This window comes from Nocardia sp. MDA0666 (assembly GCF_003023875.1).
Classification (GTDB): domain Bacteria; phylum Actinomycetota; class Actinomycetes; order Mycobacteriales; family Mycobacteriaceae; genus Nocardia; species Nocardia aobensis.
Window position 1 is genome coordinate 1 of the sequence record NZ_PYHT01000042.1, and the last position, 13,913, is coordinate 13,913.

Sequence of the window (13,913 nt, forward strand, 5' to 3'; positions counted from 1 at the left end):
GTTCACGTCGTGGCGGACGTTGCGCGGGGGGTGGGGCCGCTCGCCGGGTGCGCTCGCTGTCGCGCTGGTCGGCGGGGGTGGCGATGCCGCGACTCCAGGGCGGGGTGCCCGCCCGGACGTTGCGCGGGTTATGTCGACCGGACCGATCCGATGGCGACTCGTCGTCGGGCCGCGCGTGCCGCGATCGACCGCTGCCGGCGCGGGGATCCACCACCGGGATCGGTTCGGTTTCGTCGTTCATTTCGCCGTTCAGTCTTTCATTCCCGGGTATGGGAAAGCTGAGAATGAGCTTTATCGGGTTGTGACATCCTGCACGATGGCGGCCACGAATGCATACCCGCCGCGCGGGCTAGTCCGCTGCGGCAGCGGGGAATCCGAGGATCGCGCACAGGTTGTCGAGGTGGATGTCGAACACCTGGGCGCGGTCGGTGAAGGTCTGCGCGCCGTACATGTCGAAGACGTCGAAGCTGACCGCCCCGAACAGGCCCGTCCACACCGTCAGCGTGCGCGCCATCGCCCAGTCCGGCATTTCGAGCCCGAATTCGGCGCGGATGCGTTCGATGTCGGCGGCCAGTTCGGCCGGGGCCGCCGGGACGGGCTCGGGGGTCGCGAGTTGGCCCGTGCGGCAGGCGGTTTCGACGATGGTCAGCAGGGATCCGATCACCCGGGTGCCGGGGGCGGTGGTCTCCTGGGCGGGTGCGTCGTAGCCGGGGACGGGGGTGCCGAACAGCAGGCCGTAGCGGGCCGGTTCGGCCAGCGCCCAGTCGCGCACGGCGTGGGCCAGTACCCGCAGCCTGGTGGCGCCGTCGGCCGGGGCGCCGGCCAGGGCGGCGTCGACGGCGTCGGCCAGTTCGGTGTAGCCGTCGACGACGAGCATGGTCAGCAGTTCGTCGCGGCTGCGCACGTAGCGGTACACCGCCGAGGAGACCACGCCGAGATCGCGGGCGACGGCGCGCAGCGACAGCGCCGCGGCGCCGTGCACCGCCAGATGTTCACGGCCGATGCGCACGATTTCGTCCATCGTGCGGGCCCGGGCACGGGATCGGGGTGTGCTCATGCTCCCAGCCTGCCATATAGAGAGCGGTGCTTACCAGAGTGATCGGCGATCTGGCGATTCCGGTCATACTTGTCACGAATCGTGATGCAGATTACTGTTACCCGCCGGTAATGAGCGTGCGCGGCGACCGACCGGCGGCGCGACGCGAGGAGATCCCTACCCGATCGACTCGGGATCGCCACTCGAACCTCGCTGCCGCCGAGGCTCGGGCCGCCACCCCGGCCGACCTCGCCGATTTCCCTGGATCTGCGCGCCGACCAGGCGAGACACCATTTAGGGGTACCGAGAGACACACCTAAAATACTCGGTAGTAGCGTTGATATTCGTCACCGGCGACACACACTCACGGAGGCCCGATGAGACACCATGCGCAGCCCGTTCCCGGGGCCGACCGGTTGCGGATGGCCCGCACCCCGCAGGAGCGGCCATGACCGCACACGACACCGATTTCGACGTCCTGATCGTCGGCTCCGGATTCGGCGGCAGCGTCACCGCGCTGCGCCTGGTCGAAAAGGGTTACCGGGTCGGCATTCTCGAGGCAGGTCGCCGCTTCGCCGACGACGAACTGCCCGAAACCAGTTGGGACCTGCGCAAATTCCTGTGGGCGCCCGCGCTGGGCTGCTACGGCATCCAGCGCATCCACCTGCTGCGCGATGTGCTGATCCTCGGCGGCGCGGGCGTGGGCGGCGGCTCGCTGAACTACGCCAACACCCTCTACGTCCCGCCGGAGCCGTTCTTCCAGGACAATCAGTGGCGCGACATCACCGATTGGCGCGCCGAGCTGACCCCCTACTACGAGCAGGCCACCAAAATACTGGGCGTGGTGCGCAACCCGCACATCACCCCCGCCGACGAGGTGTTCAAACAGGTCGCCGACGACATGGGTGTCGGTGACACCTTCGTGCAGACCCCGGTCGGGGTGTTCTTCGGCGAGCCCGGCAAGACCGTGGACGATCCGTATTTCGGCGGTGTCGGCCCGCAGCGCACCGGCTGCCTGGAATGCGGCGAATGTATGACCGGCTGCCGCCACGGCGCCAAGAACACCCTGGTGAAGAACTACCTGTACCTGGCCGAGCAGGCCGGAGCGCAGGTGCTGCCGCTGACCACGGTGACCGCGGTGCGGCCGCTGCCCGACGGCGGCTGGCAGGTCGACACCCGCCGCACCGGCGCGAAGATCCGCAGATCACCGGCCTCCTACACCGCCGGGCACGTCGTCCTCGCCGCCGGCACCCGCGGCACCCAGAAGCTACTGTTCGACATGCGCGACAAGGGAATCCTGCCCAAGCTGTCGCCGCGGCTGGGCGAGCTGACCCGCACCAACTCCGAATCCATTCTCGGCGCGGCGACCCGGACCGTCGATCCCGACCGCGACTTCACCCGCGGTGTCGCGATCACCTCCTCCATCCACCCCACCCCCGACACCCACATCGAACCGGTCCGCTACGGCAAGGGATCCAATTCGATGGGACTACTGCAGACGCTGATGGTCGACGGCGGCGGCCGGATCCCGCGCTGGCTGCGTTTCCTGCTGGAGGTGCTGCGCCATCCGCTGACCCTGCTGCGCATGCTCAGCGTGCGCAACTGGAGCGAACGCACCGTCATCTCGCTGGTGATGCAGCATCTGGACAACTCCATCACCACCTACACCAAGCGGGGCGTGTTCGGCCGCAAGCTGACCTCCAAACAGGGCCACGGCGAACCGAATCCGACCTGGATCCCGGCCGGAAACGATGTGACCCGGCGTGTGGCGGAAAAGATCGGCGGCACCGCGGGCGGCACCTGGGGCGAGGTGTTCAACATCCCGCTGACCGCCCACTTCCTGGGCGGTGCGGCGATCGGCGCCGACCCCGAACACGGTGTCATCGACCCCTACCACCGCGTCTACGGCTATCCGACGCTCAGTGTCGTCGACGGCGCGGCGGTGTCGGCGAACCTGGGTGTGAACCCGTCGCTGACGATCACCGCGCAGGCCGAACGCGCGGCCGCGCTGTGGCCGAACAAGGGTGAAAACGACACCCGCCCTTCGCAGGACAGCCCCTACCAGCGCATTTCCCCGGTCGCGCCGCGCCGGCCGGTGGTTCCGGCCTCGGCGCCGGCGGCTTTGGTGTTGCCGATCGTCGAAATCAATCGCGACAGCGCCTGATTCATCCCCCTGCCCTCGATCCGGCCGCCGTGGCGATATCTCGCCGCGGCGGCCGGATCAGTTCGCGGAGATGTGGGCGAAACCCATCGGCGAGGTCGGCGGCGGCGCGGAGGTGAGCGGCGCCCGGAATTCCTGCAGCGCGGCGAGCACGTCGACGTGCCGCCCGGCATAGCAGCGCACCTGCGGCAGCGCGTGGGCGACCTCGCTGCGTTCCATCGCCTCGGCGTCGATATAGCCGATCGCGTCGAGTTCGATCCGCAACTGGGCCGCGATCCGGGTAATCGCCGCCGACTTGCGACCCCACCCGACCTCGACGGCGGCGAACAGCCCGTGCAGGCCGTGACGTTCCAATTTGTCGGTCGTCCAGGACCATTCGCCACGGCTGGCCACCGCGTGCATCACACCCCGGCCGGTCAGGGTGTGCAGCGCCCGCACCGCGTCCGGGCGCAGTGCACCACTGGTCGAATCGCAGACCACACCGTCCCACATGGTGTTGTCCAGTTCCCAGACAAGACATTTCACTGCCGGTGCTGTCATCTCGCCCCTACGGTCCACTCTCCTCAACACCCACCTGCGCCACGCCCGCGGGCATGGCCGATGGGTACACCGCCACCATCCAGGTACCGATTGTGCCGGACAAGCCCCCGCTTTCCTGGGCCGGTCCCGCGAGAGGTCATAGTAGGGATGCGGGGCCGCGCACACCAGCCCTGGCAAACCACTGGCTCGCGGCGCGGCTCACAGCGTCGGGATCACCAGCGGGACGGCCTCCACCGGATGCCCGGCCTGGATCGGCTCGCCGATCGAGGCCACCCGCCATATGCCGCCGTCGCGATACACCTTCGCCACCACCATGCCGGTGTGCGGGCCACCGCCGCGCAGATTGCCCCGCGCCAGCTCGGCGGTCGAGGAACCGTCGATCATGCGCCAGTAGCCGTTTCGGATGCGTTCGAAGGTATGCCCCGCATAGGAGGTGACCACGAAGACCACCGACGTCACCTGCGCCGGCAGCCGGGCCAGGTCGACGGTGATGACCTCGTCGTCGCCCTTACCGTCACCGGTCAGGTTGTCCCCGGAGTGGCGCACCGCGCCGTCGCGGGAGGAAAGCTGCTGGTAGAACGCCACATCCACGAGTGTCTGGCCGACGAACAGCAGCGCCGAGGCGTCCAGGTCGATCTCGAGGGCGCGCAGCCCGCGCGGGCCGTGCACCTTCATCGGATCCCACCCGACACCCATCTTCACCATCGACAGCTCACCCTTGCGGATCTGGTTGAGCGCCACCTCCTGGCCGGGCGCCAGCACCGCCGGGCCGCGATAGGGCAAATCGTCCGCCCCGCCGCCCACCGAGACCCCGTGCGCGGTCACCAGTGCCGCGAATCCGGCGGGGAATCCGTGCCCGAGCGGGCGCACCTGCCAGGTGCTGCCGACACGGTCCAGATCGGCGACGATCACCGCCGGTTCCTCGCCGAGGCCGTCGACGGTGTACTCGTACACCGCATTTCCGCTCGGATCGGCCACGATCAGCTGCGGCGGCACGTAGTCACCGAAGCGATCCTGCTGGTCCTCGAGCGAGGCCACGATCCGCACATGCTCGATTTCCGGTGGGAGCGAACGCAATCCGATCGACAGCTCCGGCCGCCCGGAGGCCAGGCGCACCCCGTGCGCGGCGGGCTGGTTGTAGAAGATCAGATCGGTTTCGTCGCGAACCCTGCCGGCCGAATTCAGCAGCAGCGCCGAAACATCGACGGGTTCGCTGTGCCGGACGGATACGACGACCTCGTCGTGGGTCAGACGGTCCACCTGTCCCTTGGTCAACTGAGCGGCCACCCCTCCACTCTACGTCGAGTTCCCACGGTATTCGGGCAACACGGGCGCGCCCGCCCCGCCGATTCCGGTACGCCCGGGCGTGGCGGGTAGCGTGAGCGGCGACGGTGGATCGCGACGTCGAAAGGGACACGAATGAGGTCGGGGGCGCGACGAGCACCCGGTCGCGGGCCGCGATGGGCCACGGCGGCCGCGGTGGTCTCGGCCGTACTCGCGGTGGCAGGATGCGGCAGCGACGACTCCGCGATCACCGAATCCGCCGGGCCCGCAACCACCACGGCCACGCCGACCACCCCCGAGGCGCCGACCGGCCCGAGCGGCGGCGCGCCGACCACCGAACCCACCACCGATCCCTTCGCCGGCAGCCCGCTGATCGATCACACCGAATGGACCGACGATCCCGACGGCCGCCGCCTGCACGTCTACCCGACCGCCGCCGGGCGCGCCGACCAATTCCCCGCCGCCCTGGACCGCGCCTGGTCGGAGGTGCTCGCCGACTCTCCCGACGCCGATTCGCCGGGTATGTACGACCAATTCGAATGTCATTGGGTGTGGGCGCGAATGGTCGCACCGAACAAGCCGAGCTGGAATCTGGAGCCGTGGCGCCCGGCCGTCGGCTACCAGGCCACCGTCCAGGCGATGTGCAATCCCGGCGGCCCCGATCCGGCCGGTAACTGACCGCGAAACTCCCCCGCTCCGACCACGTTCCGCGATCCTGGACGATCGACCGGTGAAATGCGTTGTCCGCGACCGGGTTCGAAGGCCGCTGCGGCGATAGGTATCGTGGATATGGTCGCCAGCGTACGAGCCGAAGGGAGCGTCACGTTGCGGTCGCCGACCCCTCGGCCCGCGCACGCCCACCCGGCGAGCGCCCCGGCCTCCGCGCACACTCCCGCGCACACCACCGCCCGGATCCCTTCGCCCCCTGCGGGCGAACCGTCCGGCCGGGCGCACACCGAGACCGCCGCAGCGCGCGACCCGGGAGCCGTTCGCGACCTGTTCCCCGCGCTCACCGACGACGGGCCCGTCTATCTGGACAGCGCCGCAACCACTCAGAAACCGCTGCCGGTGATCGAGGCGATCGAGGGCTATCACCGCCGCCACACCGCCAATTCCGGACGCGGCACCTATCCGTGGGCGACGACGCTGACCCGCGCGATCGAACAGGTCCGCGCCGATACCGCCCGCTTCCTGCACGCCGAGCCCGACGAGGTGGTGTTCACCGCGGGCGCGACGGCCGGCCTCAACGCGGTCGCGCTCGCCTGGGGGCTGACCACCCTCACCGACGGCGACGAAATCCTCTACAGCCCACGCGATCACGCCTCCAACGTGTATCCGTGGCTGCAGTTGCGGGCCACGCTGGCCCATTTCGGCCGCCGGGTGCGGCTGGTCCCCTACCGGACCACCGCGCTGGGCGAGGCAGATATCGACGACATCGCCGCCAAACTCGGGCCACGCACCCGGCTGCTGACCGTCAGCCACCTCCACCACGTCTACGGTGCCCGCAACACCCTCGAGGAGTTGCGCGGCCGCCTCGACCCCCGGGTGGCGGTGTGTTTCGACTGCAGCCAGAGCGGCGGGCACATCCCGGTCGACGTGCGTGAGCTGGGCGCGGATTTCGCGGTGCTGTCGGCGCACAAGATGTTCGCCGCGCCCGGCACGGGGGTGCTGTTCTGCCACCGCCGCGTCCACGACCAGCTGGGCCCGTTCCTGCCGGGCGGCAACTCCGGTGTGAGCGTGCAAGATTCGGCGTTGCTGCCGGCGCGGATGCCGCATCGCCTGGAGGGCGGAACCCACAACATCCCGGGCATCCTGGCCCTCGGGGAGGCCCTGCGGGTACTCGATTCGATCGGTATCGACACCGTCGAAAAGCACAACCGGATGCTGACCCGCCGCCTCGTCGACGGCATGCGCGCACTACCCGGGCTGCGCCTGCTGCCCGGACCCGCACACGCCCCGTGCGACACCGGATACGGCATCGTGTCGTTCACCCTCGACGGCATCACCGCCACCGACCTCGGCTTCGTGCTCTCGGAACTGGGTTTCCTGGTGCGCACCGGCGCGCACTGCGTCCCCTCCGGCACCGCCGCCTCTACCGACGAGGACGCCGAAGTGGTTGCGGCCGAGGCGGATTCGGTGCGCGTGAGTACCCATGTCTACACCACGGCCGAGGAGATCGACCGGTTCCTCGGTTGCCTCACCACCATCGCCACGGAGGTCCGATGACCACACGCCGCGAATCCGCCGCACCCGCCGTCTCCACCGCCGATCCCGGCCCGGACTCCGGGGCCACTGCGGGCACGGCACCGGCGGGTAGCGCGTCGGATTACGATCGCCGCACCGCGTCCCGGATCCTCGCCGAACTGGCCCGTCCCGGACTGTTCACCGCCGCCACACCCACCGCGGCGCGCACCGTCGCGGTCACCCGCACACCGTTGCGGCCCGAACCGGGTAGCCATCTGACGTTGTCGCAGCGGCTGTATCTGGAGTCGTTCATGCGTCCGTGCCGCGCCGATCAGGTCACCAGCGCCACCCATCGGGTGGTGTGGACCGACAGCGATGGCATCCCCAACACCGGCCACGTCCGCACCGGCGGTCTCGGGCCGATCGTGCCGGTCGCGGTCCGCGAAACCGTGCTCGCCCTGTGGCACAGCCTCGACACCGATACCGCACTCGGCGAACGGATCGCGGCGCTCACCCCGCACGACCGCGCGGTTCTGGGTGCGACCACGACCGATCAGGATCCGATCGACATTCTGCGCGTGGGCATCGAAGCGACCGGCCGGGCATTGGCACAGCACGCGCTGCTGGCCGAGTCCACACCGTATCGGACCGCCACCGAATTCGCTTGTGGGCTGCGCGATTCCGGCATCTTCGCCGCGATCGCCACCCGCTGGTACTGGGAGCAGCAGGCCTCCACCTATCGGCGCGGCATGATCGCGGCCGCCCTCGACTCCCAGCCCGACGGCACCGTCCGCTACACCGACGACACGATCGCCACCCTGCGCGCGATGAAGGACGCCACCATCCACGACGCCCACACCGTGATGCGCCGCGCCACGACCGAGGAGGGCCTGTCGGTGGAGGCGGCCATCGCCAGATATCACGACGAACTCGACCTGATCTCACGCCAATACGCGCTGCTGCCGCCGGGGGCGCGCCCGTCGTGCCTGGCGGCGATGCCGCATCGCATCGACGGCGAACACTACAGTCTGCTGCCCGAGGTGGTCGATCGGTTCGTGGACCTGTTCACCCGGACCGTGTCCGGACTCGACATCATCGAAACACCGGATGCCACCGGCGATCTCGCGGGCACGGCCGACCATCTGTTCTATGTGCCGGATATGAATTGCAAACACTGTGTGCGCACCATCGGCGGCGTGCTGGAATCGATGCAGATCGCGGTGCACGAGATCGATCTGATCAGCAAACGGGTGCGCGCCGAATTCCGCAGCGCCCGCAACCGGCACCGGGCCTTCGAAGCGCTGCGCGACAGCGGTTACAACCCGACCCTCGCGGCCCCGGGCCCGGCCGAATGAGCGCACCGCCCGCGTTACCGGCGCTGCTGCATCCCCTGGTTCGCGCCTATCTCGGCTGCCCGGATGCGCTCACCGCGGCCGTCGCCCGGTTCGGCACGCCGGCGCATCTGCTGTTTCCGCAGGTCTACCTCGACAATCTGCGACAGCTCCGAGCCGTAGCGGTGCGGCATCGGTTGCGCCATCGAATCTGCTACGCGCACAAGGTGAACCATTCCCGAGCGCTGCTGGCGACCGCGCACCGTGCCGGAATCGGTGTCGATGTGGCCTCCGCCCAAGAGCTCACCGCGGCCCGCGACGTGGGATTCGCACCCGCCGACATCGAGGTGACCGGGCCGAAGGGCAGGCGGCTGCTGAGCGCACTCGCCGGATCCGGTGTGACGGTGAACGTGGACAATCCGTGGGAGTTGCGCGAGCTGACGGCTCTGGCCGATCCGTCGGCACCGATCCCGGTGCTGTTGCGGCTGAGCGGATTCCCCGGCCCCGGCGGACAGGTGGCGGTGAGCCGGTTCGGCATCGGCCCCGGCGAGGTAGCCGAACAGCTGACGCTGCTGACCCGGTGCCGGGATCGAATCACCTTGCGCGGTTTCGCTTTTCATCTCGATTCCGGCGATATCGGTGAACGGGTGCGCGCGGTGGAGGCGTGCCTGGGCTGGATCGAACGCGCGTATGCCCACGGCCTCGCCCCCACCGTGCTCGACATCGGCGGCGGGTTCCGGCAGGTGTTCACCGCCGACGCCGACCGCTTCGACCGTTACACGCTGGCTCTGCGGGAATCGCTGGTCGGGCGCGGCGAGCCGATGAGCTGGGCGGACAATACCTTCGGCTACACCGTCGACGACACCGGCGCCCACGGCATCCCGATCTTCCACAAATACGCCAACACGATGTCTGGGCCGCGGATGCTCGACGACCTGCTCGCCGCACCCCTGGCCGCGCACGGTGGGCAACCGCTGGCGCGGGTACTCGCCGACAACCTGCTGGAACTGTGGTGCGAACCGGGCAAGACGCTGGCCGATCATGCCGGAGTCACCGTGGCGGGCGTGGAATTCGTCAAGCGCACAGTCGACGGCAGCATCGTGGTGACCGTCGACATCGGACGTGACACGATCACGCCCGCCGACCAGGAGGTGATGGTGGATCCGCTGCTGCTGCCCGGACCCGAATCCGCGGACCGCGCCGCCGACGATCCCGGCGGTCCGGTCGGGGTGTACATCGGCGGGCATCTGTGCCTGGAACGCGATCTGATCAGCAATCACAAGGTGTGGTTGCCGCGCCTGCCGCAGCCCGGTGATCTGCTGGTTTTCCCGAATACCGGTGCCTATCACATGGATTTGTCGGCAGCGCGCGCATCGATGCATCCACTGCCGCCGAAGTTGGCCGTCGCCCACTGCGACGACGGTTTCCACGTGATGCCCGACGCCGACTATCGTCCCGGGAGGTCGTGATGCGCTTCGACGACATCACCGACCTGATCGGCGATACACCGCTGCTGCGGCTGGATCCGGCCGTGCACCGGCTGCCCGGGGTGGAACTGTATGCCAAGCTCGAGTTCTACAACCCGTTCGGTTCGGTGAAGGACCGCGTCGCCTGGGGCATGATCCGCGACGAGCTCGACGAGATCACCGCCCGCGGGCAGACACTCATCGAGGCCTCCAGCGGCAACACCGCCAAGGCGCTGCGGCTGCTGGGCGCCCGCCACGGTGTGGGCCTGCACGCGGTGACCAACCGGATCAAGGTCGACGAGGTGCGCGATCTGCTGCAACTGTTCGGCACGCGGATCGAGGAGTTGCCGGGGCTGTCGGAATGCCCGGATCCGACCACCCCCAACGACGTCTACTCGGTGATCGAGACGACGATGGCGAAAAACCCCGGCGCCTACCATCATCCGTCGCAGTACACCAACGAGAAGAACATCGACGCCCACTACCACGGCACCGGGCGCGAGATCCACGAGGATCTTGCCGCCGCCGGCATGGGCGCCGACTACCTCATCGGCGGACTCGGCACCACCGGATCCACCCGCGGCACCGCCACCTATCTGCGCAAACATCATCCCGAGCTGCGCACGATCGCAGTGGTGTCGCAACGCGGCGACTTCATTCCCGGTATCCGGTCGGAGACCGAGATGTGGGATGTGGGGTTGTTCCAGCCGGAGTTCTACGACCGGATCGTGACGATCGACTCGGCCCGGGCGATCGAGGCCACCCTCGAATTGGCCACCGGCTACGGCATTCTCGCCGGCCCCACCAGCGGCGCCGGATACGCCGCCGCGCTGGAGGTGTTGCGCGACCTGCCGCCGGGACCGACTCCGGTCGTGGCGGTGCTGATCGTGTGCGACCGCATCGAACCGTATCTGTCCTACATCAAGAAGCGGCGCCCGGACCTGTTCGGCCGCACGAGTTCCGGCGTGCCCGCACCCACCGAGGCGGAACTGGACGCTGTCCGCGAACTGTCCCCGAGCGAGTTGCGCGAACTCGACGTCACCGGCCGCCCGACGATCGTCGACACCCGCGGTGCGATGGCCTACCGGATCGGGCACCTCCCGGGCGCGATCAACATCCGCGACGACCAGCTCGACGACATGTTCGCCCACGGCGTGCCGTTCTCCCGCTCGCGCCCACTGGTTTTCGTCTGCCCCGTGGGTGATCTGTCGCGCCGCTTCGCCGCTGCGGCCGCCCGCGCGGGCTACGATGCGGCAAGCCTGGCGGGCGGCATCGTCGCCTGGCGCGACGCCGGGTTCGACTTGGAAAGCGCGGCGCCACCGGCGATCTGAGCATCGGCGTCCGGACGCTGCCCGCACACCGCCTTCCCACCGCCACCTCCCCTGTACGCGCGTGAAGGGGGCGGTGTGCACAACTACCGTGGTTCGGTATGGCGGTGACGGTGCTGGTGCCACACGAGATCGGGGTGGCGGCCCTGGCGCATCTCGACGGTGTGACCGCCTTGCACTATCGCCAGGGTGTGCTGCCGCCGGGCGCCGAGGCGGCGCGGGTACTGATTCCCGATTTCCCGGCCCGCGCCGACACGGTGGCGCTCGCCCACCGGCTTCCGGAATTGGGTCTGGTGCAATTGCTCACCTCGGGCGCCGACGGCTGGGTGGGCGCATTGCCCGAGGGGGTGCTGCTGTCGAACGCGCGGGGCGCGCACGGCGACGGGGTGGCCGAATGGGTTCTGGGCGCGTTGATCGCATTGTGCCGCGATTTCGCGTTTTTCGCCCGTGCCCGGCAGGAGCGCCGCTGGGCCACCCGCCCCACCGGCACCCTGTACGGGAAGAAGGTGCTCATCGTCGGCGCCGGCGATCTCGCCCACGCCCTGATCCGCGCGCTGGCGCCGTTCCGGACGCCGGTGACGATCGTGGCGAGGACCGCGCGGCCGGGAGTGCACCCGGTCGGTGAGCTGCTCGCACTGCTGCCCGACCACGACATCGTGGTGCTGGCGGTGCCGGCGACCCCCCGCACCCGTGGGCTGGCCGATGCGAGGATGCTGGCCCGCATGCCCGACGGCGCGATTCTGGTGAACGTCTCGCGCGGGCCGGTGGTCGACACCGAAGCCCTTGTCGCCGAACTGTATTCGCATCGGCTGCGCGCCGCGCTCGATGTCACCGATCCCGAACCGCTGCCACCGGATCATCCGCTGTGGGGTGCGCCGGGGCTGTTTCTCACCCCGCATGTCGCGGGTGCCGGCAGTCACAGCACGAGCCGCGCCTACGCGGTGGCCGCCGCCCAGATCGAGCGGTTCCTCACCGGACGGATACCGGACAACCTGGTGACCACACGGTAATCGGGTGACGTGAGTGGTTGCCGCGCAATGGCTTTCATCGCGGGCGCGGTCGGCGGATGTGTTCGGTCATGGCCTCGGCGATCGGCGCCGGTGGCGGCGCGGCCGGCGCGGCCTCGGTGCGAGCGTCGTGGGAGATGCGGATCAGCAGCGCCACGATCACATAGTTGGCCAGCAGCGACGATCCGCCGTAGGACATGAACGGCGTGGTCAGGCCGGTCAGCGGAATCAGCTTGGTCACACCGCCGATCACCACGAACAGCTGCCAGCCCACCGAGAACGCGAGCCCGCCGCCGAGCAGTTTCCCGAACGCGTCACGCGTGGCCAAGGCCGCGGCGAAACCGCGCACGGTGATCACCCCGAACAGCAGGATCACCGCCGTCAGCCCGAACAACCCCAGTTCCTCGCCGATGGTGGAGATGATGAAGTCGGTTTTGGCGAACGGCACCTCCTGCGGCCGGCCCGCCCCGAGCCCGGTCCCCCACAATCCGCCGGTTCCCAGGCCGAACAATCCCTGCGCGATCTGATAGCCGTTGGTGTAGTAGGTGGCCATCGGATCCTCCCAGACCCGCACCCGCACCCGCACGTGCGCGAACAGGTGGTAGGCGACCACGGCGCCGACGGCGAACATCGCCACCCCGATCAGCAGCCACGACGCCCGCCCGGTCGCGATGTACACCATCGCCAGCACCGTGCCGAACACCAGCAGCGAGAAACCCAGATTCTTCTCGTACACCAGCACCAGCACCGACACGAACGTCACCACCAGCAGCGGCCCCAGATCGCGCAGCCGCGGCACCGTGAAACCCAGCACCCGCTGCCCGGCCGCGCCGAACAGGTCCCGGTTGGCGACCAGGAACGCCGCCACGAAGATCAGCAGCAGCACCTTGGCGAATTCGCCGGGCTGAATCGAGAACCCGGAGAACAGGATCCAGCTCTTGCCGCCGTTGACCTCGCTGAAGCGCGCGGGCAGCACCGCCGGGATCAGCAGCGCGACCACACCGGCCAGCCCGCACGTGTAGGCGTAGCGGGCCGGCTGCGTATGGTTGCGCACCACCACCAGCACCAGCGCGAACAACGCGATACCCGCTGCGGTCCAGATCAATTGGTGCGCGGCGTCCGACGACGGCGCGGCGACACCCTTGGCGGCGGCGCTCGCGGCCTCGGCCCGGTCGAGCCGGTCGATCAGCACCAGCCCCAGCCCGTTGAGCAACACCACGCACGGCAGGATCACCGGATCGGCGTGCGCGGCGAACTGCCGCACCGTCACGTGCGCCAGCAGCGTCAGCGCCGCGAACACCAGCAACGACCACTGCAGGGATCGGCCGTCGTCACCACCGGCGGCCGCGGACATGATCCACGCCGCGATACCCACCACGACCACCGCCGCGGTACACAACATCAATTCCGTACGCCGCGGCCGGCCGCGCACGATCGGTCCCGACGACATCCCGGTCCGCAGCGCATTCATCGTGTCCAGTATGCGGATCACCGCCGCCGCGCGCCGCCCGGCCGTGCCGCACCCGGACCGGCCGCGGTGCCCGGTTGCGCGAACTACCAGGATCGACTGGCACGA

The 13,913-nt window shown here is 69.3% G+C and carries 11 protein-coding genes; 7 read left to right on the forward strand and 4 right to left on the reverse strand.

What is annotated here, in order from left to right:
- Positions 1-349 precede the first annotated feature (349 nt).
- Positions 350-1,057 carry a TetR/AcrR family transcriptional regulator gene (locus C8258_RS31495; protein ID WP_106958242.1) on the reverse strand — a complete coding sequence of 236 codons (708 nt, stop codon included), beginning with the start codon at positions 1,055-1,057 and terminating at the stop codon, positions 350-352.
- A gap of 427 nt (positions 1,058-1,484) precedes the next feature.
- Between C8258_RS31495 and C8258_RS31500 the strand changes: the two genes are divergently transcribed.
- Positions 1,485-3,200: a GMC oxidoreductase gene (locus C8258_RS31500; protein WP_106958243.1), complete on the forward strand. Its 1,716-nt coding sequence runs from the start codon at positions 1,485-1,487 to the stop codon at positions 3,198-3,200.
- Between the two features lie 57 nt (positions 3,201-3,257).
- Here C8258_RS31500 and C8258_RS31505 read toward each other — a convergent pair whose 3' ends face one another.
- The gene (locus tag C8258_RS31505; RefSeq protein ID WP_036501131.1) at positions 3,258-3,737 is read right to left on the reverse strand and encodes an HAD-IIIC family phosphatase; all 480 of its coding nucleotides are present in this window, start codon (positions 3,735-3,737) and stop codon (positions 3,258-3,260) included.
- A gap of 198 nt (positions 3,738-3,935) precedes the next feature.
- The gene (locus C8258_RS31510) at positions 3,936-5,024 is read right to left on the reverse strand and encodes a TerD family protein (protein ID WP_106958244.1); all 1,089 of its coding nucleotides are present in this window, start codon (positions 5,022-5,024) and stop codon (positions 3,936-3,938) included.
- Between the two features lie 192 nt (positions 5,025-5,216).
- Between C8258_RS31510 and C8258_RS31515 the strand changes: the two genes are divergently transcribed.
- From C8258_RS31515 to C8258_RS31540, 6 genes are all read left to right on the forward strand, one after another.
- On the forward strand, positions 5,217-5,699 hold the full coding sequence (locus tag C8258_RS31515; protein ID WP_233225462.1) for a DUF2599 domain-containing protein: 483 nt from the start codon (positions 5,217-5,219) through the stop codon (positions 5,697-5,699).
- A gap of 111 nt (positions 5,700-5,810) precedes the next feature.
- The gene (locus tag C8258_RS31520) at positions 5,811-7,247 is read left to right on the forward strand and encodes an aminotransferase class V-fold PLP-dependent enzyme (RefSeq protein ID WP_106958246.1); all 1,437 of its coding nucleotides are present in this window, start codon (positions 5,811-5,813) and stop codon (positions 7,245-7,247) included.
- Positions 7,244-8,560 carry a heavy-metal-associated domain-containing protein gene (locus C8258_RS31525; RefSeq protein WP_233225463.1) on the forward strand — a complete coding sequence of 439 codons (1,317 nt, stop codon included), beginning with the start codon at positions 7,244-7,246 and terminating at the stop codon, positions 8,558-8,560. Before C8258_RS31520 ends, C8258_RS31525 begins: the two co-directional genes overlap by 4 nt.
- Positions 8,557-10,005 carry an alanine racemase gene (locus tag C8258_RS31530; RefSeq protein ID WP_106958247.1) on the forward strand — a complete coding sequence of 483 codons (1,449 nt, stop codon included), beginning with the start codon at positions 8,557-8,559 and terminating at the stop codon, positions 10,003-10,005. Before C8258_RS31525 ends, C8258_RS31530 begins: the two co-directional genes overlap by 4 nt.
- Positions 10,005-11,333, forward strand: a complete 1,329-nt coding sequence (locus C8258_RS31535) for a pyridoxal-phosphate dependent enzyme (protein ID WP_106958248.1) — start codon at positions 10,005-10,007, stop codon at positions 11,331-11,333. Before C8258_RS31530 ends, C8258_RS31535 begins: the two co-directional genes overlap by 1 nt.
- 98 nt (positions 11,334-11,431) lie before the next feature.
- Complete coding sequence (locus C8258_RS31540) at positions 11,432-12,340, forward strand: 2-hydroxyacid dehydrogenase (protein ID WP_106958249.1); 909 nt, start codon at positions 11,432-11,434, stop codon at positions 12,338-12,340.
- A gap of 34 nt (positions 12,341-12,374) precedes the next feature.
- Here the strand turns inward: C8258_RS31540 and C8258_RS31545 are convergent, their stop codons facing one another.
- Entirely contained in the window at positions 12,375-13,808 is a 1,434-nt protein-coding gene (locus C8258_RS31545; protein ID WP_106958250.1) for an FtsW/RodA/SpoVE family cell cycle protein, read from the reverse strand.
- Positions 13,809-13,913 lie beyond the last annotated feature (105 nt).